Source organism: Virgibacillus sp. CM-4 (genome assembly GCF_000445495.1).
GTDB classification, from domain to species: domain Bacteria; phylum Bacillota; class Bacilli; order Bacillales; family Amphibacillaceae; genus Virgibacillus; species Virgibacillus salexigens.
This window is the reverse complement of the sequence record NZ_AUQA01000006.1, coordinates 57,946-78,137: the sequence shown is the minus strand read 5'-3', so window position 1 is coordinate 78,137 and position 20,192 is coordinate 57,946. Positions and strand designations below refer to the sequence as shown.

The window sequence follows — 20,192 nt, the reverse complement described above, 5'->3', positions numbered from 1 at the left end:
ACATTATAAAAAAGCTCCTATCTATATTGTTATAGATAGGGGCTTTTATCAACTTATTCTAATACATTCAGTACATTTTTAACAGAATCTGCGGATTTATCTAGCGCAGCCTTTTCATCTTCTGTTAAGTCTAATTCAATAATTTCTTCAATTCCTTTACCACCTAATACGGTTGGTACTCCTAAATAAATATCCGAGTATCCATATTCTCCTTCCAAATAGGCAATGGAAGGAAGAACACGCCGTTGGTCTTTAAGAATTGCTTCAGCCATCACAGTTAAAGATGCAGCTGGAGCATAATAAGCACTGCCATTTCCTAATAAACCTACAATTTCTCCTCCACCTTTACGAGTACGTTCTACAATGGCGTCAAGTCGATCTTTAGAAATTAATTTTTCTAATGGAATACCACCTGCATAAGAATAACGAATTAATGGAACCATGTCGTCACCATGACCACCTAGTACAAATCCAGTTACATCTTTAACAGATAGGTTTAGTTCTTGTGCAACAAAAGTACGGAATCTAGCTGTATCAAGAACGCCGGACTGTCCAATTACACGTTCTTTCGGTAATCCAGATTCCTTAAACACCGTATATGTCATTGCATCCACTGGGTTTGTTAATACTACGATATAAGTATCAGGCGAATAGTTAACAATTTCTTTTGTTACGGATTTCATGATCTTTGCGTTGGTGTTCACTAAATCATCACGGCTCATACCTGGCTTACGTGCAATACCTGCTGTAATAATAACCAAGTCAGAGTCTTTTGTATCTTCGTAATTAGCAGTTCCAATAATGGATGCGTCAAATCCTTGTACTGGACTTGCCTCTAACATATCAAGGGCTTTCCCTTTTGTTGGATCCTCCATATCTGGAATATCTACAAGTACTACATCTCCTAATTCCTTTTGCGCCATCATTAATGCAGTTGTTGCTCCAGTAAATCCAGAGCCAATTACGGATACTTTACTTCTCTTAATAGCCATTTTAAAATCCCCTTTGCACATTAATCCATGTTTTTAATTAGTTCATCTGCGAACTCTGAGCATTTCACTTCAGTAGCCCCATCCATTAATCGAGCGAAATCATACGTAACCACTTTCGAGGCAATTGTTTTATCCATAGCTTTGGTAATTAGATCAGCCGCTTCTCTCCATTCTAAATGTTCAAGCATTAATACAGCTGACAGAATAACAGAAGATGGATTTACTTTATCTAATCCTGCATATTTAGGAGCAGTTCCATGAGTAGCCTCAAAAATCGCATGTCCTGTGTCATAATTAATGTTTGCCCCTGGAGCAATACCGATTCCGCCTACTTGTGCTGCAAGTGCATCCGAAATATAATCTCCATTCAAGTTCATTGTAGCAACAACATCAAATTCATTTGGTCTGGTAAGTATTTGTTGTAAGAAGATATCAGCAATAGCATCTTTTATTAAAATCTTTCCTGCAGCCAACGCTTCATCTTGTGCTTTATTTGCAACATCTTTTCCTTCTTTTTCAACGATACGATCATACTCTGCCCAAGTGAAAACTTTATCACCAAATTCTTCCTCAGCTACTTCATATCCCCAAGCTTTAAATGATCCTTCTGTAAATTTCATGATGTTACCTTTATGTACTAAAGTAACACTCTTACGTCCTTCATTTAATGCATATTGAATACTAGCACGCACTAATCGTTTCGTTCCTTCCTCTGAAACTGGCTTCACACCAATACCCGATGTTTCAGGGAAGCGAATATTTGTTACATTCATTTCATTTTTCAAGAAATCAATCACTTTTTTCACTTCATCTGAACCTTTTTGCCACTCGATACCTGCATAAATATCTTCTGTGTTTTCACGGAAAATTGCCATATCTACATCCTCTGGACGTTTCACAGGTGATGGAACACCTTCAAAGTAACGAACAGGACGTAAACACGTGAATAGATCTAATTCCTGGCGTAATGCCACATTTAACGAACGAATACCCCCACCAATTGGAGTAGTAAGAGGCCCTTTAATAGCAATTTTATATTCATTAATTTTATCAAGTGTATCCTGTGGAAGCCATTCGCCAGACTGATCAAATGACTTTTGACCAGCGTATACTTCCAGCCAATCAATCTCTTTTTTGCCATTGTATGCTTTCTCAACAGAAGCTTCAATCACTCTACGAGCAGCCGCCCAAATATCTGGACCTGTTCCATCCCCCTCAATAAATGGAACAATTGGTTTATTTGGTACATGCATTTGTCCATTTTCTACAATAATCTTTTCTCCCTGTGCCATATCAATGAATACCTCCTAATTTCATTATGCATTTATAGTTTAGCAAAGATTTCCGTTTATGAACATCTTTGTTCCCAAACAAAAATACATGCGTGTTTTCCTGATTAAATTGGTAAATTTACTTTATTTAAGATTACTACCTTATCGCTTATCAATAGATACATATTCTGGCGACTTCGGACCTGTATATTCTGCGCGTGGTCGGATTAATCGATTATTATCATACTGTTCTAGAATATGCGCTAGCCAACCAGATACACGACTTACTGCAAATATCGGAGTAAATAAATCATGATCAATTCCCAAGCTATGATATACGGATGCAGAATAAAAATCTACATTGGCTGGAAGCCCTTTGTGTTCCTTAATGTAATCCTCAATTTTGATCGACATGTTATACCATTTGGATTGGCCAGTTAATTTAGTTAGTTGTCTAGACATTTCTCTTAAGAATTTAGCACGTGGATCACCGTTTCGGTATACACGATGGCCCATGCCCATAATTTTTTCTTTATTTTCAAGCTTTTCTTTAATATATGGTATCGCATTTTCTTCTTCGCCAATTTCGGTAAGCATTTTCATCACACGTTCATTGGCTCCCCCATGAAGCGGCCCTTTCAATGCCCCAATAGCAGCGGTTACGCCGGAATAAATATCGGATAATGTAGCAACACACACACGAGCTGTAAATGTAGAAGCGTTTAATTCATGGTCAGCATGAAGTACGAGAGCCTTATTGATTGCTTCCACTTCAATGTCTTTAGGTGATTCACCATTTAACATATATAAGAAGTTCTCTGAATAGCTGTATTCCTTCTTCGGTTTAATAGGCGCTTTACCTTGGCGTATTCTTGCGAAAGCCGTTACAATTGTAGCGATTTTTGCCTGAATTCGAACTGCTTTCTTCTTATTCACTTCTTGTTCCATTACATCCGCTTCTTCATCATATAAACCTAGTAAAGAAACGGCGGTACGTAATGCTGCCATCGGGTGAACGGTAGAAAGATCATAGGAACGTAAATGGTCAATAATTGCATCAGGCAATTCCATATTTGCAGCAAGATCTGCTCTTAAAGCCTCTAATTCAGCTTTTGTCGGCAGCTTTTGATTCCAAAGTAAGTAGATAACTTCTTCAAAGCTCGAATTCTTAGCTAAATCATCAATCTTATACCCAACATATGTAAGCTGGTCATCTATAATTGAGCTTATTGACGATTGAGTTGCTACAACTCCTTCAAGGCCTTTCGTTGTTGCTGTCATAACAAACCCTCTCCTTTATAAATATTCAGGATATTATCTTTTTTTCGACAATATTCTAATAATAATATAATTACCCCCATTGATAATTATAAAGTATTATGAATCTAATGTGAATTGAAACCGATTAACTTCACTTATAAATTTTACTAGAACTCCGTTTTTTTTGCAAAAAGAGTGACATTTCTTCTAATTTATAAAATGTATGGAAAGCACTTTTCGCTTCAAGTAGCTTTATGTTTTAAATAATTATTCTAACTTCTTCGTTTGTCTCATAAGTAATATAGATAGAATCTATATTACTTTAAAATGGGGTTAAATTATGTACAAGCCATTATTTTATCAACTGTTACGACTGCTCATTGTAGTTAGTTTTATTTTCGCCATCTATATCATAATCACAGCAAGCTTTGTATATTTATACCCTTTATTCATTGCCATTTTAATAGCAATGCTTATGAACCCAACGGTAACAACATTAGAAGTGAAATTAAAATTCCCTAGAATGTTAGCAGTCGTTACAACAATGATTTTATTTATTTCCTGTATTAGTGGCGTCTTTTTATTCATTTTTTCAGAGCTTTTTCAAGGTACGTTATTTCTTGCTGAGAAATTACCACAACACTTCCAGACCTTTAGTGGGTATATCACCGATTTCATCAACAATACGATTATGCCGCTATATCAGAAGGTTTTGTCTTATTTTCAAATGTTAGATACTGCACAGCAGCATGCTATTAGCGATAATGTTCAGCAATTCTTGAATAACCTTACTACTTCAGCAACTGGTTTCTTACAAGATTTATTGTTCAAACTGCCCGGTGTTATTACTTCATTACCAGGATCGATAACAGTATTCATTTTTATTTTACTTGCTGTTTTTTTAATTTCAAATGACTATTCTAATTTACGCCAATTAATGATAAGCATGATTCCATCCATTGTAAAAAGCCCAGGAAAAAAAATAACCAGACACCTTAAAAAAACAGTGGCTGGTTATTTAAAAGCACAACTCATTCTTGTATTAATTAATGCTTTTATTGTCTATGTTGGGCTTCTATTATTCCAATTTGAACATGCCTTTACGATTGCACTATATACCGCTTTTGTCGATTTGCTCCCTTATATCGGCTCAGGGATTATTTTTGTACCATGGATGTTCTATTTATTCCTTATTGGAAATTATTCGATGACCATTAACTTATCAATTCTTTACGGAATCATTATTATTGTCAGGCAGGTAATCGAACCAAAGGTTCTATCCTCAAGTATGGGATTACACCCGCTTGCAGCATTAATTATTCTTTTTATTGGGATTCAACTTTGGGGAGTCGCCGGGTTTATTCTTGCACCTGTTTTTCTAATTGTCATAAATGCCTTACATCGGGCAGGAACTTTTCAAGATGTATGGCGGTTCATCAAAGGTTGATTACCATTTACGATATATGATAGTTCGGTTGGTAATTATATGCTTAATAAATTGCTCTATCCGTCGCTTAAATAGCTTCCTTGTAGTTGGAATTACTAATAAAAAGCCTATTGCGTCAGATATAAATCCCGGCGTTACTAATAAGACAGCACCAATTAATATACAGATTCCATCAATGATATAACCAGTGGGGGCTTCTCCATTTCGCATGGATAGCTGCGCTCGCTGCCATGTTTCAATTCCTTGCTGTTTAGCCAAATAAAAGCCTACAGCACCAGTAAGCAGAACTAATAATACGACCCACCAAGGTCCAATCATGTCACCAATCCATATAAATACACCGATTTCAAATGCAGATAATAAAAAAGCAGTCAATAAAAACCATCGCATAAGACAAGTCACCTCTTTCACTACAGGATAAAAGTTAAAAAGGGCATATCGATTGCTTGTTACAAACACCTGGCATCATGTAAAGAAACAGTGAAAGAGATCAATGCACCTCTTTCACTGTCTTCCATTTTAAAGGACTCTGGTATGTCCTTGATAAATATCCCCTTTTGTACCATCAATTGTAATATCTTCCCCATTATTTATGAGGTCAAATACATTTTTGACGCCTACAATTACTGGAATTCCTAGACTTAATCCAACCACTGCAGCGTGTGAAGTGAGTCCACCTTCTTCCGTAATTATTCCACTAGCTTTTTCAATGGCAGGCATCATTTCACGGTCTGTGCCGTATGTTACTAAGATATCTCCTTCTTCAACTTGTTGAATTGCTTCCTCTGCCGATTTTACAACCACTGCTTTCCCATAAGCACTTTTTCTACCGATCCCTTGACCTTTACCAATTACATCACCAATCACATGAACCTTCATTAGGTTTGTAGTTCCACTTTCACCTACAGGAACTCCAGCAGTAATAATAACGCGATTTCCATGTTCAACTATACCAGTTTGTAACCCACGTTCAACTGCTATATCTAACATTTCATCCGTCGAGTTAGCACGGCGCCCCATTACTGCATGCACACCCCAGACAAGTGAAAGTTGACGATTGACTCTTTCTGAGAATGTTACGGCAAGAATGGGTACTTGTGGTCGATATTTTGAAATCATTCTGGCAGTATGACCACTTTCTGTTGGAGTAATAATAGAGCTTACAGATAGGTTCATCGCAGTATGCGTAACAGATTGGCTAATCGCATCCGTAATTGTCATGTCTACATGTTTAGAACGATCACGTAATATAGAATTATGATCTAACCCGGTCTCTGCTTTTAATGCAATATTACTCATTGTTTGTACAGACTCTACTGGATAATCACCAGCAGCTGTTTCTCCAGACAACATGATTGCATCTGTTCCATCAAAAATAGCATTTGCAACATCTGAAGCTTCCGCTCTAGTTGGTCTTGGATTTCTTTGCATTGAATCTAACATTTGTGTCGCAGTAATGACAGGCTTACCTGCAGTATTGCACTGTTTAATTAATCTCTTTTGTACAAGCGGTACGTCTTCTGCAGGAATTTCAACTCCAAGATCTCCACGTGCAACCATTAATCCATCACTTACTTCAAGAATACTGTCAATATTATCTACGCCTTCTTGGTTTTCGATTTTAGGAATAATTTGAATGTGTGTTGCATCGTGCTTTTCTAGTAATTCTTTTATCTCTAGGATATCTGATGGACGTCTGACAAATGATGCTGCGATAAAATCGACATTCTGTTCAATGCCAAATTCAATATCGTTCGCGTCTTTTTCTGTTATCCCTGGTAGGTTAACTGAAACATTCGGTACATTTACACCTTTTTTATTTTTAATCATTCCTGTATTCAAAGCAATTGTCTTCAATTCTTGATTTGCTCTATCTATTTCTTGAACCTCTAGTTCGATTAATCCATCATCCAATAGGATTTTAGAGCCTTCATGTACGTCATGAATTAATCCCGGATACGTAACTGAAAACCTGTCTGCAGTCCCTTCTAATTCTTTCATGGAGACATAGATTACATTTCCTTGAACTAGTTCAGCCTGTCCATCCTTAAAATTTCCAGTACGAATTTCTGGACCCTTTGTATCTAATAAAATGGCTACGGTTTTACCTGTTCTCTCTGCAGCCTCCCGAATACTTTTAATTCGCGCGCCATGTTCTTCATAATCTCCATGTGAAAAATTTAAACGGGCTACATTCATACCTGATTCAATTAATTGCTCCAACTTTTCAATTGATTCTGAAGCAGGACCTATCGTACATACAATTTTTGTGTTTCTCATTTCACACTTCCTCCTTATAATACCTGTAAAGAAATTCTAAAGTTAGATCGATAATTCTTGGGATAGCTTGTACATATCTTGGTTAATTGTATGCTGCTCATTTAAAATTTTCGTTATATCATGATCGACCAAGGAATTATTCTCGATTCCGACCATTCTTCCTGCTTTTCCTTCAAGTAGCAAATCAACTGCTTTAGCACCAAGTCTACTTGCAAGTACACGATCAGACCCAGATGGTGATCCTCCCCGTTGGATATGGCCAAGGACGGTTACTCGTGTTTCTAAATTGGTTTCTTTTTCAATTTTTTCTCCATATTCGAAGCCGCTTCCTACACCTTCTGCAAGGACAATAATACTATGTTTTTTACCGCGTTTATGCCCACGTCTCAGCTTATCAATGACTGTCGAAAAATCCTCTTGCTTTTCTGGGATTAAGATACTTTCAGCACCATCAGCTAATCCAGCCCATAGCGCCAAATCGCCAGCATCTCTTCCCATTACTTCTATGATATACGTTCGCTTATGAGAGGTTGCGGTATCACGAACTTTGTCAACTGCCTCAATTATTGTATTTAATGCAGTATCAAAACCAATTGTAAAATCAGTACCTGCAATATCATTATCTATGGTTCCAGGAACTCCTATACATGGATAGCCTTTTTCTGTCAATTTTTGAGCACCTCTAAAGCTACCATCCCCTCCAATAATAATTAATCCTTCAATTCCAAATTTATTCAGCTGTTCAATCCCTCTTTGCTGTCCTTCATCTGTTTTAAAAGCTTCACTTCTAGCAGAATATAGAATGGTACCGCCACGATGGATAATATCTCCAACAGAACCAATTTCCATTCGCTCAATATTACCTTCCATTAACCCTTGATAACCATATTTGATGCCATAAACTTCTATATTATGATAAATGGCTTTTCTCACAACAGCACGAATGGCTGCATTCATACCAGGAGCGTCACCACCACTAGTTAACACACCAATTTTCTTCATTAAATTATCTCACCTCATGTCGTACGATTTCTCTTTTAAAAATAATTCCTCTCTTTAAGATAATTGGAAACAAGTAAAATAGCAATCGAAAGCATAATGAATTGAAAAGTTTTTACAACATATAACTAGCTATGTAGTATGCCTTCATTCAAGTTAAACGTCCATTTGTCTAAAACACGAAGTAGAGGTTGACTGTAGTGTCAACCTCTTGTCAGTACGTAAAGACGCAATCAAATCTAAATCAAAACTTTGTTTTTACCTTTTAAGCTACTTCCAATAAATAACAAGCGATTTCCTTTACTGTACTGTCTTATATTCGCCTATCTGCTTGTACTTTTCCCATCGTTGTTCCAATAATTGGTCAACAGAATACTGCATTAAAGATTGAAGTGATTTTTCCAATACTTCATCTAGATAAGCAGCTTGTTGATCTAAATCTCGATGTGCTCCACCTTTAGGTTCAGGTATTATATTATCAATCACATTCAGTTTCTTCAAATCATAAGCTGTTATCTTCATCGTCTCGGCAGCACGTTGAGCATACGCAGAATCTTTCCATAGAATAGATGCAGCACCTTCAGGAGAGATAACCGAATACGTACTATTTTCAAGCATATGAATTTGATCCCCTACTCCTAATGCTAAGGCGCCACCACTACCGCCTTCACCAATAACAATACAGATGACTGGCACCGTTAATCCAGCCATTTCCATTAAATTTCGAGCTATTGCCTCACTCTGTCCTCTTTCTTCAGCAGCTTTTCCTGGGTACGCTCCTTTTGTATCAATGAAACAGATAATTGGTCGTGAAAACTTTTCAGCTTGTTTCATATGTCTTAATGCTTTGCGATACCCTTCCGGATGAGGCATACCAAAATTTCTCCGAATATTTTCTTTTGTATCTTTCCCTCGTTGGTGACCAATAACAGTTACAGGCTTGTCTTTGTAATAGGCTATTCCTGCTACAATTGCTTCGTCATCTCCAAATAAGCGATCTCCATGAAATTCAATAAAATCTTCAAATAGTTTATCTATATAATCTAATGTAGTCGGACGCTCCGCATGTCTAGCCAGTTGAACACGATCCCACGGTTTTAAATTACCATATATATCAGCTTCTAACACAGCTAACCTTTTTTCAAGCGTCGAAATCTCTTCACTAAGGTCAATCTCACTATCTTTTGTAAAACGCTTAAGCTCAGCAATTTTCTCCTTTAAATTTACGATGGGTTTTTCAATTTCTAATACTTGTTTCACTTTTCATTCCCACCTTTCTGATGAAACTTAAGCAATAATGAAAGTACTTCTTTCATTTCTAATCGGTTCACCACTTTGTCAAGTTGTCCATGCTTCAATTGGAACTCAGCTGTCTGAAAATCATCTGGCAGTTTTTCTCTGATGGTTTGTTCAATAATCCGTCTTCCAGCAAATCCAATTAACGCTCCTGGCTCCGCAAAATTATAATCTCCTATCGAAGCAAAGCTAGCGGATACTCCCCCAGTTGTTGGATGGGTCATTACAGAAATCATGAGACCACCTGACTCGCTAAACCGTTTAATTGCTATCGCTGTTTTAGACATCTGCATTAAGCTTAGTAAACCTTCTTGCATCCTTGCCCCACCAGAGGCTGTGAAAATAATGAAAGGAATACCTTCAACTCTTGCATTTTCAACTGCTCTAGCAATCTTTTCCCCGATAACAGAACCCATGCTTCCCATACGAAAACTAGAGTCCATAACTGCAAAAGCAGTAGCTTGTCCATCAATTGTTCCTTTTCCAGTTACGACCCCTTCATTAAGCCCAGTTTTCTTTTGATCTTTTTCTACTTTTTCTTCATAACCTGGAAAAGCTAATGGGTTTCCTGTCGTTAACGCTTGATCCCACTCTTCAAAGGTATCATCATCAAATAACGTATCGATACGATCCCAAGCTTGTAAGGGGTGATGATAGCCACAATTCGGACATACCTGTAAATTCTTATTCATTTCTTTTCGATAATATATTTTGTGACATCCGCTACATTTTTGCATTAATCCTTCCGGAACATCCGCTTTTGCTTGTTCACTTGGGATAGACGCATATTTTTTCCGCTTGCCAAAAAAATCTTTAAGCAAGGCAAATTCCTCCTTTTCAAACAAACCCGTGGCAAATAACATAAGTAAAGAACTACAACCATTATATTAAATCCAGCCTTCGAAAACTGTCAGAAATAGTTGTCAAAACTATGATTTATTCGGGACTGTGTCGAATAAATCGTCAATAGAATAATGATCCTTATCTAGAAAAATTTGTATTAGTTCAATATAAAACGATTTATCAGTCCCAACATTCTCTACAGTCGTAGCGAAGTCAAACATTAAATGCCAAACTTTCCATAGTAACAAATTATTGGTTTTCTCAAAAATATAGGTGAAGAAAGCAGCATGTCTGGCATTTTGCTTGGTATAGGTTGCATTAATAATCGTACTTAAATGACTTACCTCTTTTTCAGTTAAATGATATAAAACTAGTTTAACTGCTTCTTTCTCAAGTAAACGTATCGTTTCCACCAAATCAACTTTAACTTGATCTCCTTGTAGAATAAATGATGACAGTAATTCAACCGTTTGATGTGGTCGATAAGTACTTAAAAAAGTACCCTCCCCATGCCTTGTTTCTATCAAACCTAATAATTCCATAGCTCGCAATGCCTCTCTTATCGAAGATCTGCCAGCTTGAAGGTTTTCAGCAAGCTCCCTTTCGGAAGGGAGCTTGTCTCCAGGTTGTAAATCATTACTATCAATAAACTGGCGTATTTCTTTTAATACACCCTGATATACCTTTTGCTTTGATGGCATGGACACAGCCATGACTCACTCCTTTTAACACATTATTTATCATCAATTTGTGTTAATTTTCTAGTCTTTTCAGCAACATCTTCTGGATTTACTTCAATTCTCGCTACACCTGATTCCATTGCGGCCTGTGCAACACTCTTTGCTACAATCGGAGCTACTCTAGCATCAAAAGGTGCAGGGATGACATAATCCTCATTCAATTCGTCTTCCGCAATTAATGAAGCAATTGCATTAGCTGCTGCAACCTTCATTCTTTCATTTATTCTAGTAGCTCTTACATCTAAAGCTCCACGGAAGATACCAGGGAACGCAAGCACATTATTTACTTGATTTGGAAAGTCCGAGCGACCGGTACCAATTACTTTTGCTCCAGCTTCTTTCGCTACTTCTGGCATAATTTCTGGGTCAGGATTCGCCATTGCAAAAATAATGGAGTCATCGTTCATCTTTTCCACCATCTCTTTTGTAAGTGCGCCTCCAACAGATACACCAATGAACACGTCTGCTCCATCAAGCATTTCTTCTAAACTTCCTTCTTGTTTATCTTGGTTGGTATAAGCAGCAACCCGCTCTTTTACATCATTCATACCATAGGAACGTCCTTCATATATTGCCCCTCTAGAGTCACACATAATCATATCGCGCACACCAAAGTTATATAATAATTTAATAATAGCTATTCCTGCTGCGCCTGCTCCATTTGCGACAACTTTTATATCAGAGAAAGATTTTCCTACGAGTTTAAGAGCATTAATTAAACCTGCCACGGTGACAATGGCTGTTCCGTGTTGATCATCATGAAAGATAGGTATATTTGTTTCTTTTTTCAAACGTTCTTCAATAATAAAACAGTTTGGTGCTGCAATATCTTCTAAATTCACTCCACCAAATGTTGGCTCCATTAATTTAACAGTTTGTACAATCTCGTCTATGTTTTGCGTACCCAAACAAATTGGAAAGGAATCCACACCAGCAAAGCTCTTAAATAAGACAGACTTCCCTTCCATTACGGGCAATGCCGCCTCAGCTCCAATATTACCAAGCCCTAAAACCGCTGACCCATCACTGACAACCGCAACCATATTCCCTTTCATTGTATAATCATAGACTGTTTCTTTACGATCATGAATTGCTTTACAAGGCTCAGCTACACCAGGGGAATACGCTAGACTTAACTCCTCTGCATTCGTAACTGGGATTTTTGAGTGAGTTGTCAATTTGCCTTTATTTACTTTATGCAAGTGTAATGCTTGATCTCTTAAGCTTGCCATCTTTACTAATCGCTCCTTTTCGCAGAAAAATACGATACTATATGGTTGCACGAGTGGTCTGACCACATTTAACTCTTCCATTATAACAGATGGTTTTTGTGTGTAAAGTAATCCTGATTATTTAACCTTTGTCTAAAACCACGCTATCCTTACCAAAAAAAGCTTTTAAGTCTTTTAAACAGTCGGTTGTTGGCTGCAGAAAATACGCCTCAGAAAGTTGATAGGTTTTCCTATTTTGCTCTTGAAAGATAATTACAGGAATATTTCCAGGGTAATAGTGAGCCATTTGTTTTAATTTTTCTATACCAGCTTCACTAGCTTCTCCTGTTAGTTTAATAAATAAACGAGTGGATTTCATTTCCTCCAACCGATCATCTGTTAGTTCAATAATAGAAGATAGTAACCACTGAACACCTTGATTTCTACTTTCCAAATTCCCTTCAATCAATACAAGCGTTTCTTCTTTTAACCATCGATTTACATTGCGGTATAGCTCTGGAAAAACAACTGCTTCCATCTCACCTGACTCATCTCCTAATGTTAAAAAAGCCATCGGATCTCCTCTTTTTGTTCGGATTGTTTTAATAGATTGAATAACAGCAGCACTTTTTATATTTTTTTTACCAGCCAACGTAAGCGCAAGTGATAAAGAAACATGACCATGTTGTTTTAATTGCATTCTATATGATTGTAGAGGATGACTTGACATATAAACACCAAGGAATTCCTTCTCATCAGCCAATTTCTTAAACTGTGAAAAATCCTCTATATCTACATAATCGCCTTCAAGTTCAATTTGATCTTGAAACAGGTTAGGCTGGCCAAGAAATTCTTTAAATAATTCACCTTGTTCCATTGCTTGATCAATGGTCGCCAACAAGCTTGCTCTATTTTGATTACTTTCATCGAATGCACCAACCATAATTAATACCTCAAGTGTTTGTCGGTTGACTGCCTTCGATGAAACACGTAAGCAAAAATCAAATAAATTTTTAAATGGCCGTTCTTTGCGAACGCGAATTATTTCTTGTACGGCTTGTTTGCCTAATCCTTTCACTTGTAATAAGCCCATTCGAATTTTATTTCCTTCTACTGCATATTTACCAAAACTTTTATTAATAGAAGGAGGCAGTACATCTAGGTGCAAAGTCTTCAGCTCACGTATATAGGATTGCAATTTCTCTTGCTGATTAACAGAAGAGCTGAGTAACTCAGCGAAAAATGCCGCAGGGTAATGGGCTTTTAAATAAGCCAGCTGATAAGAGATGCGGCTGTAAGCTACTGCATGACTTCGGTTGAAACCATAATTCGAAAAACGTACAATCCATTCGAAAATTTCTTCAGCAACCTTTTTTGAGTAGCCATTACGGACACATCCAGTAATAAAATCAGTTTTTTGCTCTGCCATAAGTTGTTCTTGCTTTTTACTTACTGCTCTTCGTAATATATCTGCTTTACCTAAGGAAAATCCTGCTATTCTATTAGCTATCTGCATAATTTGCTCTTGATAAACTAATACTCCGTAGGTCTTCGACAATATTGGAGCTAAGTCAGGATGTGGGTAAGTGATTGCTTCTTCCCCATGCTTTCTCCTTATAAAGGTAGGAATATATTCCATTGGTCCAGGTCGATAAAGCGCATTAACCGCAACGATATCTTCAAACTCAGTTGGCTTTAATTGCTGCAACACGCGTTTCATCCCCTGTGACTCGAGCTGAAATACACCGTTTGTTTTTCCATGCTGTAACATGGAAAAAGTTAAGTTATCTTCTGGAGGTAGGTTTTTTAAATGGGTATCGTCATTGGAAATATAGCGAATGGTTTGCAGGACTTTTTCTAGCAGTGTTAAGTTACGAAGCCCTAATAAGTCAATCTTTAATAATCCTATTGCTTCTAGGTCATTCATCGGGAATTGTGTTAAATTGCTATCCCCAGTACCCATTGTTAAAGGGATATATTCATTTAACGGCTTTTCCGTGATAACAATACCTGCTGCATGTGTGGAAACATGTCTAGGTATTCCTTCCAACTTTACAGCGACTGTAAAAAGTAATTTTAGCGGCTCAGATGTTTTGATATAATTTTTAAGCTCGTCTGATGCAGTTATGATTTCAGAAATCCGTTGTTTGGCTTGTACAGGAATATGCCGCAATATAAATGATGCATCTTGTTGATTTATATTCATTGTTTTGATTAATTCTCTTATTAAAGAACGTGCAGCAAATGTACCAAAAGTAATGATTTGTGCTACATGATCCCTACCATATTTATGTTGAACATAATCAATCACTTCATCCCGACGCCAATCCGAGAAATCAATATCAATATCTGGCATTGTCATACGCTCTGGGTTTAGAAAACGTTCAAATAATAAATCATATTTGATCGGGTCAATATCGGTTATTTCTAAAACATAGGCAACTAATGATCCTGCTGCAGACCCCCTACCTGGGCCAACTACAATGGGTTGTTCTTTTGCATATTGAATAAAGTCTGCCACAATTAAAAAATAATCACTAAATTGCATTGCTTTAATGGTATTGAGCTCAAACTTTAAACGTTCTCTGATGGTTTTCGTGATGTTAGCATATTTATCATGTAACCCTTCCCAGCATCGATTTTCCAGCCATGTATGAGCGTTTACACCATCAGGGAGTGGAAACGATGGCAGGAAACGTTGATTAAAATCAAACACTACCTCACATTTTTTTTCTATTCGTTCTGTATTTGTTATAGCTTCTGGCCAAAACGAAAAAAAATGCTGCATTTCAGCTGCTGTAGACAAATGACGGTAATAATAAGCAGAAGGGATGTTTTTACCATCCCAATTCTCATTATTTTTGATTGCTTGTAAGCAATCAAAAGCAATTACATCCTTTTCTTGGAGATAACGCACATCATTTATAGCAACTGGTGGAAGCGAATAGCTTGTAAGAAACGACTTTACTGCTTCGTAACGATTCGTCTCCTCGTTCACGCTACTTTCAATCCCTACATAAAAGTCGCCTTCAATAAACATATCTTTTATAATTGCTAATTTTTTAAATGCTTCTTCATAATCATTAGCTTGAATATTGGTAAAGATGCTTGATTGTTTCTCAGAGAATATCCCGATACAGTTTTTGGTATACGCTGCTAATTGATGATCTTCTATATATTTGGCCTCTTGCTGTTGAATCAATGTACTTAATTTAATTAAATCATGATAACCATGATTGTCTTTTGCTAAGAGGGTTATCTCGTCCAGTTTATCTTGTTCCGCGTGGACGTAAACAGACATACCAATAATTGGTTTAATTCCATACTTTTTACATGTTTTATAGAAAGTAATAGCCCCATATAGTACTTGCTCATCTGTCAAAGCTAATGCTTCAAATCCTGATTTTTTTGCTTTCTTAACTAAATGATCGATCGTTATTGTACTATTTAACAGGCTATAACTACTTCGTACTTGTAAATGTGTGTACGACATTTTATCCCGCCTTTAAATTCTCTATGACCCATTATACCAATCTATGTAGAACATGCATACGGAAACGCTGATAACTTTGCATAACTCGTCCCATGTAATCATAAAATGGAAACAACATGACTCACAGGGGAGTGCGTCCTTATGGAAGAACGATTCTTTGAAACTTTTATACACTGTTACTTTATCGCATTTGGTGTAATTATCGGTGGAGCAATTATTGGCAGTATTGGGGCATTTGTGACTGGAGATCCTCCCTTAACAGAAATAGGACGAATAGCAGATCGATTACGGATTTGGGCAATTGTTGCTGCTATTGGTGGTACATTTGATGCGATAGCTAACTTTGAAAAAGGAATTCTAGATGGTTCTACAATGGATTTATTTAAACAAGCTATGTTTATTCTTTCCGCTATGGGCGGGGTTAAGACGGCGATTCTTCTTTTAAACTGGTTAATTCAGGAGGAAATATCGTAATGCATATACCTCCCTACCATAAAAAAGTAACTTGGCAACGTTTTTTCGTTGGTGTGATGGTTGGTGGAGTTGTAGCTTATTGCACTCTGCTTTATATGTATGGATCCATGTATGAATCTCTAATTGCACAAAATAATGCGTTTCGTAGTGAAATAACAGAACTACGGAATCAAAATGATTCATTATTGGAAGATAATGATGACTTAAGTGAAAGACCTTCCGAAGAAGTAACTGTAGAGTCAATAAACTTAACTATCGAAAATATGGAAGAGTTACGGCTCGACCGACTTATAGCTGACAAGCTGAAAGAATTAGTACAACAAGAATTAAAACACGTGGTGGGGAAAGATCTGTCCATTATAGGAGAAAGTGATCAATTACTAGAATCAACTGTCGAAAATAAGTCATTTGAGGTAGAAGAGTTTACATATACGCTTACTATTACTAAATTGATCATTTCTAAAAATATTAAAATTACAGCCAAAGCCGAGCGGACTACATAATGTGAACGTTTCATGAAATATCCGAAAATTCATGGCATTTTCTTACAAATCCAGTTATGATAAAGATAACAAGAGAGTCATTTTCCCGTTTACTTTCATATAATGCTTCAGATGAAAGGAGTGGATTTTCATGTTGGTAATGGATCATCGTGAAATGCGAGATGAAAAAATAGCTCGCTTAAAACAAGGGAACTCCGCTTACGCAGAGTCACGAGAACTTATTCGTTTAGTAAAACGTGGCATTGAAAAAGAACACCTAGATGTATTTTTAGATGAAGCATCTTCAGGATGCTGGTTCATTCCAAATAGCAGTACAAAAAGTAGCTAATCTAAATAACACGCCGTTTCCCATGGCGTGTTATTTTTTCGTTACATTTTTTGTTGATATTGTTCGCATATTTGTTCTAAATCTGCTATAACGTCTTCTGTCTCTTTCCAAGTTGATACAGAGGCTCCCGATGCCATAGGATGACCTCCACCATTATATTTAGCAGCCAAATCATTAATTACGGGGCCTTTAGACCGCAAACGAACTCGAATTGTATCATCTTCTTCGATAAAGGTTACCCATGCTAAAATCCCGTCTATATCGCCTAGTACTCCCACAAGTTGGCTGGTCTCGCTCGGTTGTACTTCAAATCGATTTAGAATAGCTTTCGTTAATTTTATAGCAGACATACCGTTATCAGATAAGCTGAACTGTTCTAAGATATAACCCTTTAAGCGAGCAATATTATCTTTCATCCGATACATACCGTCGTACAAAGCAGTTCGATCAAATGAGAATGTAACTAATTCAGCTGCAATCTTTAAGGTTTGTTTGGTCGTACTAGGGAATAAAAATCTTCCAGTGTCCCCAACAATACCAGCATAAAGTAATCGAGCAGCTTTATCATTACACTTCAACCCATATTGCTTTGTTTGTAAATAAAACTCATAAATCATTTCACTGGTAGAACTAGCAGTTGTGTCTACCCATTGAATATCGCCATATTCATCCACATTTGGATGGTGGTCAATTTTTATCCATTTAGCTGCATATTGAAATCGTTCATCGGATATACGTGCTGTGTTAGCTGTATCACAAACAATTACAAGCGCATCTTTATATTGTTCATCTTTAATAACATCCATTTTTGCTAGGAAAGTTAGCGTTGGTTCTTCCTCTCCAACCGCAAAGACCTGTTTATCGGGGAAGGAATATTGAATGATTTCTTTTAAACCCACTTGGGATCCTATGGCATCTGGATCTGGCCTTACGTGCCGATGAATGATAATTGTATGATACTGCTTAATTACATCAATAATGTCCTGCAATACTATCACCTTTTCTTGTCAATTCTGAAGTCGATATGGCTTATTCACTAAAAAAACGGTACAATGAGTGATGGAAATGGTAAATTAAACTAGGAGCGATAACATGATTATTTTTTCAATACTTATAGTTCTCTCTTTAGTACTTTATGTATACTACAAAGTAGCAATCGTAAAAAGCAATGACGGATTAACCCAAGCTTATTTTAATGGGAAATCACGTATTTGCTTAGGAACATTGGTAGTATCTTTTACAATTAATCAGTATATTCTGTATCAAACCAGAATCGCTTTGTTTATAGGGATTATCCTGATTATTGTTGGAATACCTCAGATCTATCGCGGCATCAAAGAAGTAAAGCATTACCGCAAAGAATGGAAAAGATTAAACCCCTCCTAAATAGCAGCTGACTATCTTTGGTAGTCAGCTTTCTTTAATCGGTTAACGATTAATTAATTGTGCCATTAGCAAGCCCTTTCCTACTAATTTTTGCTCATCGTATACTTCAACATCAATCTTCGCATATACTCTACCAATTTCTAATAATTTTGGTTGTATGTGTAATGTACTATCAATCTGTACCGGTTTAATAAAATAAACGGTTAGATTCTCGGCTACTAGATCCCCTTTTTTATATTGAAGCAACATTCTTCTGCTTGCTTCTGTTATTAAAGCAGTAAATACTCCATTCGATAACGTCCCTAATTGATTGGTCATTTGTGGAGCAACTGTTGTCAAATATACGTCTTTTTTATGCTCGTCCTCGATGATACTTCTAGAAACAATATCATCAATTGTCTCGCCAATTTGAGGTTGTCTTTGTATTTGTTGCAATGCCTTCAGTACATCTTGACGCGATATAATCCCTTTCAAATGATTTGTTTCATCTGCTACTGGCATTACTTCTATGCCTTCCCAAACCATCATGTGCGCGACAGAAGCTAATGATGTTTTAGCTTGAACAATTTTCGGGTTTCTACTCATGACCTTATCAATTATTGTCTGTTCATCGACACCAATAACATCCTTGGATGTAACCATACCGATTACACGTTTTTTATTATCTACCACAGGAAAACGTGTATGGGTAGAATTATTATTTAGTCGATACCAATCTTGAACGGTATCTTTACTGTGTAAATAAAAGGAACTATCAAATGGAGTAAATATATCACCAACTACTACAATTTCTTTCTTAATTAGTTGATCGTAAATCGCACGATTAATCATTGCAGCAACGGTAAACGTATCATAGCTTGTGGATATAATCGGTAACTGTCTTTCATCAGCTAAACGCTTGATATAATCCTCCGTATCAAATCCGCCTGTAATTAATACAGCTGCTCCTTCTTTAATAGCCAGTTCATGTGCTTTAATACGATTTCCAACAATTAATAATGAATCGGCTTCTGTATAACGCATCATTGCATCAAGCTGCATAGCTCCAATGACAAATTTATTTAATGTCTTATGCAATCCTTTTCTGCCGCCTAAAACTTGACCTTCTACAATATTAATCACTTCTGCAAATGTGAGGCGTTCAAAGTTTTCTTTCTTTTTTCGTTCAATTCGAATCGTACCTACACGTTCAATTGTACTAACTAATCCTTGATTCTCCGCATCTTTAATTGCACGATAGGCTGTTCCATCACTGACATGTAGTTCCTTCGCTATTTGTCTTACAGAAATCTTATGACCTATATCCAATGATATAATATGCTGAATGATTTGCTCATGCTTACTTGCCATTAACCCGCACACCATCTTTCAACTGTACTAATGAATTATTTACCATTTATTATACAGTTGAAAACAATGAAACTCAATGATTATAGGTTTGCCGTTGTCTTTCTTCCTGCTGTTCCATAATTGGTGGTTTTATCATTTGTAATAATGAAGCAACATTTGCGCCAACTACGAATAGAAAGAAACCGATCCAGGCTGCCCAGAAAATTTGTTCCATTACGGTTGAGGCATATGGAATAGATGGCCAGGCAACATATAACAAAAATCCTGCCAGCAACAGTCTTAAGATCGTATAATGTCCTCGCATACTCATCCCCTCCTT

Annotated in this window: 19 protein-coding genes; 5 read left to right on the top strand and 14 right to left on the bottom strand. The window is 36.8% G+C overall.

Going from position 1 to position 20,192, the window contains the following annotated elements; all coding sequences use genetic code 11:
* Positions 1–53: 53 nt before the first annotated feature.
* From mdh to citZ, 3 genes are all read right to left on the bottom strand, one after another.
* On the bottom strand, positions 54–992 hold the full coding sequence (gene mdh, locus M948_RS33630; RefSeq protein WP_021290881.1) for a malate dehydrogenase: 939 nt from the start codon (positions 990–992) through the stop codon (positions 54–56).
* A 20-nt stretch (positions 993–1,012) separates the two neighbouring features.
* Positions 1,013–2,284: an NADP-dependent isocitrate dehydrogenase gene (gene icd / locus M948_RS33625; protein WP_021290880.1), complete on the bottom strand. Its 1,272-nt coding sequence runs from the start codon at positions 2,282–2,284 to the stop codon at positions 1,013–1,015.
* Between the two features lie 141 nt (positions 2,285–2,425).
* Positions 2,426–3,544, bottom strand: a complete 1,119-nt coding sequence (gene citZ, locus M948_RS33620; RefSeq protein WP_021290879.1) for a citrate synthase — start codon at positions 3,542–3,544, stop codon at positions 2,426–2,428.
* A 319-nt stretch (positions 3,545–3,863) separates the two neighbouring features.
* On the opposite strand from citZ, the gene ytvI reads away from it, so the two are divergent.
* Positions 3,864–4,970, top strand: coding sequence for a sporulation integral membrane protein YtvI (gene ytvI / locus M948_RS33615; protein ID WP_021290878.1), 1,107 nt, complete (start codon positions 3,864–3,866; stop codon positions 4,968–4,970).
* Here the strand turns inward: ytvI and M948_RS33610 are convergent, their stop codons facing one another.
* The 8 genes from M948_RS33610 to dnaE form a co-directional block, all read right to left on the bottom strand.
* Positions 4,971–5,360, bottom strand: coding sequence for an FxsA family protein (locus M948_RS33610; RefSeq protein ID WP_021290877.1), 390 nt, complete (start codon positions 5,358–5,360; stop codon positions 4,971–4,973). It lies immediately after the preceding gene.
* A gap of 129 nt (positions 5,361–5,489) precedes the next feature.
* The gene (gene pyk / locus M948_RS33605) at positions 5,490–7,250 is read right to left on the bottom strand and encodes a pyruvate kinase (protein ID WP_021290876.1); all 1,761 of its coding nucleotides are present in this window, start codon (positions 7,248–7,250) and stop codon (positions 5,490–5,492) included.
* Between the two features lie 42 nt (positions 7,251–7,292).
* Complete coding sequence (pfkA, locus tag M948_RS33600) at positions 7,293–8,252, bottom strand: 6-phosphofructokinase (RefSeq protein WP_021290875.1); 960 nt, start codon at positions 8,250–8,252, stop codon at positions 7,293–7,295.
* Positions 8,253–8,549: 297 nt separating this feature from the next.
* Positions 8,550–9,509: an acetyl-CoA carboxylase carboxyl transferase subunit alpha gene (gene accA, locus M948_RS33595; protein WP_021290874.1), complete on the bottom strand. Its 960-nt coding sequence runs from the start codon at positions 9,507–9,509 to the stop codon at positions 8,550–8,552.
* Positions 9,506–10,366 carry an acetyl-CoA carboxylase, carboxyltransferase subunit beta gene (gene accD, locus M948_RS33590; protein ID WP_021290873.1) on the bottom strand — a complete coding sequence of 287 codons (861 nt, stop codon included), beginning with the start codon at positions 10,364–10,366 and terminating at the stop codon, positions 9,506–9,508. The genes accA and accD overlap by 4 nt, the downstream gene beginning before the upstream one ends.
* 108 nt (positions 10,367–10,474) lie before the next feature.
* Complete coding sequence (locus M948_RS33585; protein WP_021290872.1) at positions 10,475–11,101, bottom strand: FadR/GntR family transcriptional regulator; 627 nt, start codon at positions 11,099–11,101, stop codon at positions 10,475–10,477.
* Positions 11,102–11,121: 20 nt separating this feature from the next.
* On the bottom strand, positions 11,122–12,360 hold the full coding sequence (locus M948_RS33580; protein ID WP_021290871.1) for an NAD(P)-dependent malic enzyme: 1,239 nt from the start codon (positions 12,358–12,360) through the stop codon (positions 11,122–11,124).
* A 121-nt stretch (positions 12,361–12,481) separates the two neighbouring features.
* On the bottom strand, positions 12,482–15,832 hold the full coding sequence (gene dnaE, locus M948_RS33575; protein WP_021290870.1) for a DNA polymerase III subunit alpha: 3,351 nt from the start codon (positions 15,830–15,832) through the stop codon (positions 12,482–12,484).
* A gap of 141 nt (positions 15,833–15,973) precedes the next feature.
* Between dnaE and M948_RS33570 the strand changes: the two genes are divergently transcribed.
* The 3 genes from M948_RS33570 (at position 15,974) to M948_RS33560 (ending at position 17,137) form a co-directional block, all read left to right on the top strand.
* A complete protein-coding gene (locus M948_RS33570) occupies positions 15,974–16,306 on the top strand; it encodes a YtrH family sporulation protein (RefSeq protein ID WP_021290869.1) in 333 nt (110 codons plus the stop codon).
* Positions 16,306–16,809, top strand: a complete 504-nt coding sequence (gene ytrI / locus M948_RS33565) for a sporulation membrane protein YtrI (protein ID WP_021290868.1) — start codon at positions 16,306–16,308, stop codon at positions 16,807–16,809. Before M948_RS33570 ends, ytrI begins: the two co-directional genes overlap by 1 nt.
* A 130-nt stretch (positions 16,810–16,939) precedes the next feature.
* A complete protein-coding gene (locus M948_RS33560) occupies positions 16,940–17,137 on the top strand; it encodes a hypothetical protein (RefSeq protein ID WP_021290867.1) in 198 nt (65 codons plus the stop codon).
* A 41-nt stretch (positions 17,138–17,178) separates the two neighbouring features.
* Here the strand turns inward: M948_RS33560 and M948_RS33555 are convergent, their stop codons facing one another.
* A complete protein-coding gene (locus tag M948_RS33555; RefSeq protein WP_038245057.1) occupies positions 17,179–18,132 on the bottom strand; it encodes a DHH family phosphoesterase in 954 nt (317 codons plus the stop codon).
* A gap of 97 nt (positions 18,133–18,229) precedes the next feature.
* Here M948_RS33555 and M948_RS33550 point away from each other — a divergent pair, with 97 nt between their 5' ends.
* A complete protein-coding gene (locus M948_RS33550; RefSeq protein WP_021290865.1) occupies positions 18,230–18,523 on the top strand; it encodes a YtpI family protein in 294 nt (97 codons plus the stop codon).
* Between the two features lie 42 nt (positions 18,524–18,565).
* Here M948_RS33550 and M948_RS33545 read toward each other — a convergent pair whose 3' ends face one another.
* Complete coding sequence (locus tag M948_RS33545; RefSeq protein ID WP_021290864.1) at positions 18,566–19,873, bottom strand: DRTGG domain-containing protein; 1,308 nt, start codon at positions 19,871–19,873, stop codon at positions 18,566–18,568.
* Between the two features lie 73 nt (positions 19,874–19,946).
* Positions 19,947–20,177: a hypothetical protein gene (locus tag M948_RS33540; RefSeq protein WP_021290863.1), complete on the bottom strand. Its 231-nt coding sequence runs from the start codon at positions 20,175–20,177 to the stop codon at positions 19,947–19,949.
* Positions 20,178–20,192 lie beyond the last annotated feature (15 nt).

Bases quoted from the DNA above. Each gene is read 5' to 3' on its own strand.
- mdh (WP_021290881.1), bottom strand. From the start codon at position 992: ATGGCTATTAAGAGAAGTAAAGTATCCGTAATTGGCTCTGGATTTACT.
- icd (WP_021290880.1), bottom strand. From the start codon at position 2,284: ATGGCACAGGGAGAAAAGATTATTGTAGAAAATGGACAAATGCATGTA.
- citZ (WP_021290879.1), bottom strand. From the start codon at position 3,544: ATGACAGCAACAACGAAAGGCCTTGAAGGAGTTGTAGCAACTCAATCG.
- ytvI (WP_021290878.1), top strand. From the start codon at position 3,864: ATGTACAAGCCATTATTTTATCAACTGTTACGACTGCTCATTGTAGTT.
- M948_RS33610 (WP_021290877.1), bottom strand. From the start codon at position 5,360: ATGCGATGGTTTTTATTGACTGCTTTTTTATTATCTGCATTTGAAATC.
- pyk (WP_021290876.1), bottom strand. From the start codon at position 7,250: ATGAGAAACACAAAAATTGTATGTACGATAGGTCCTGCTTCAGAATCA.
- pfkA (WP_021290875.1), bottom strand. From the start codon at position 8,252: ATGAAGAAAATTGGTGTGTTAACTAGTGGTGGTGACGCTCCTGGTATG.
- M948_RS33585 (WP_021290872.1), bottom strand. From the start codon at position 11,101: ATGGCTGTGTCCATGCCATCAAAGCAAAAGGTATATCAGGGTGTATTA.
- M948_RS33580 (WP_021290871.1), bottom strand. From the start codon at position 12,360: ATGGCAAGCTTAAGAGATCAAGCATTACACTTGCATAAAGTAAATAAA.
- dnaE (WP_021290870.1), bottom strand. From the start codon at position 15,832: ATGTCGTACACACATTTACAAGTACGAAGTAGTTATAGCCTGTTAAAT.
- M948_RS33570 (WP_021290869.1), top strand. From the start codon at position 15,974: ATGGAAGAACGATTCTTTGAAACTTTTATACACTGTTACTTTATCGCA.
- ytrI (WP_021290868.1), top strand. From the start codon at position 16,306: ATGCATATACCTCCCTACCATAAAAAAGTAACTTGGCAACGTTTTTTC.
- M948_RS33560 (WP_021290867.1), top strand. From the start codon at position 16,940: ATGTTGGTAATGGATCATCGTGAAATGCGAGATGAAAAAATAGCTCGC.
- M948_RS33550 (WP_021290865.1), top strand. From the start codon at position 18,230: ATGATTATTTTTTCAATACTTATAGTTCTCTCTTTAGTACTTTATGTA.
- M948_RS33545 (WP_021290864.1), bottom strand. From the start codon at position 19,873: ATGGCAAGTAAGCATGAGCAAATCATTCAGCATATTATATCATTGGAT.
- M948_RS33540 (WP_021290863.1), bottom strand. From the start codon at position 20,177: ATGCGAGGACATTATACGATCTTAAGACTGTTGCTGGCAGGATTTTTG.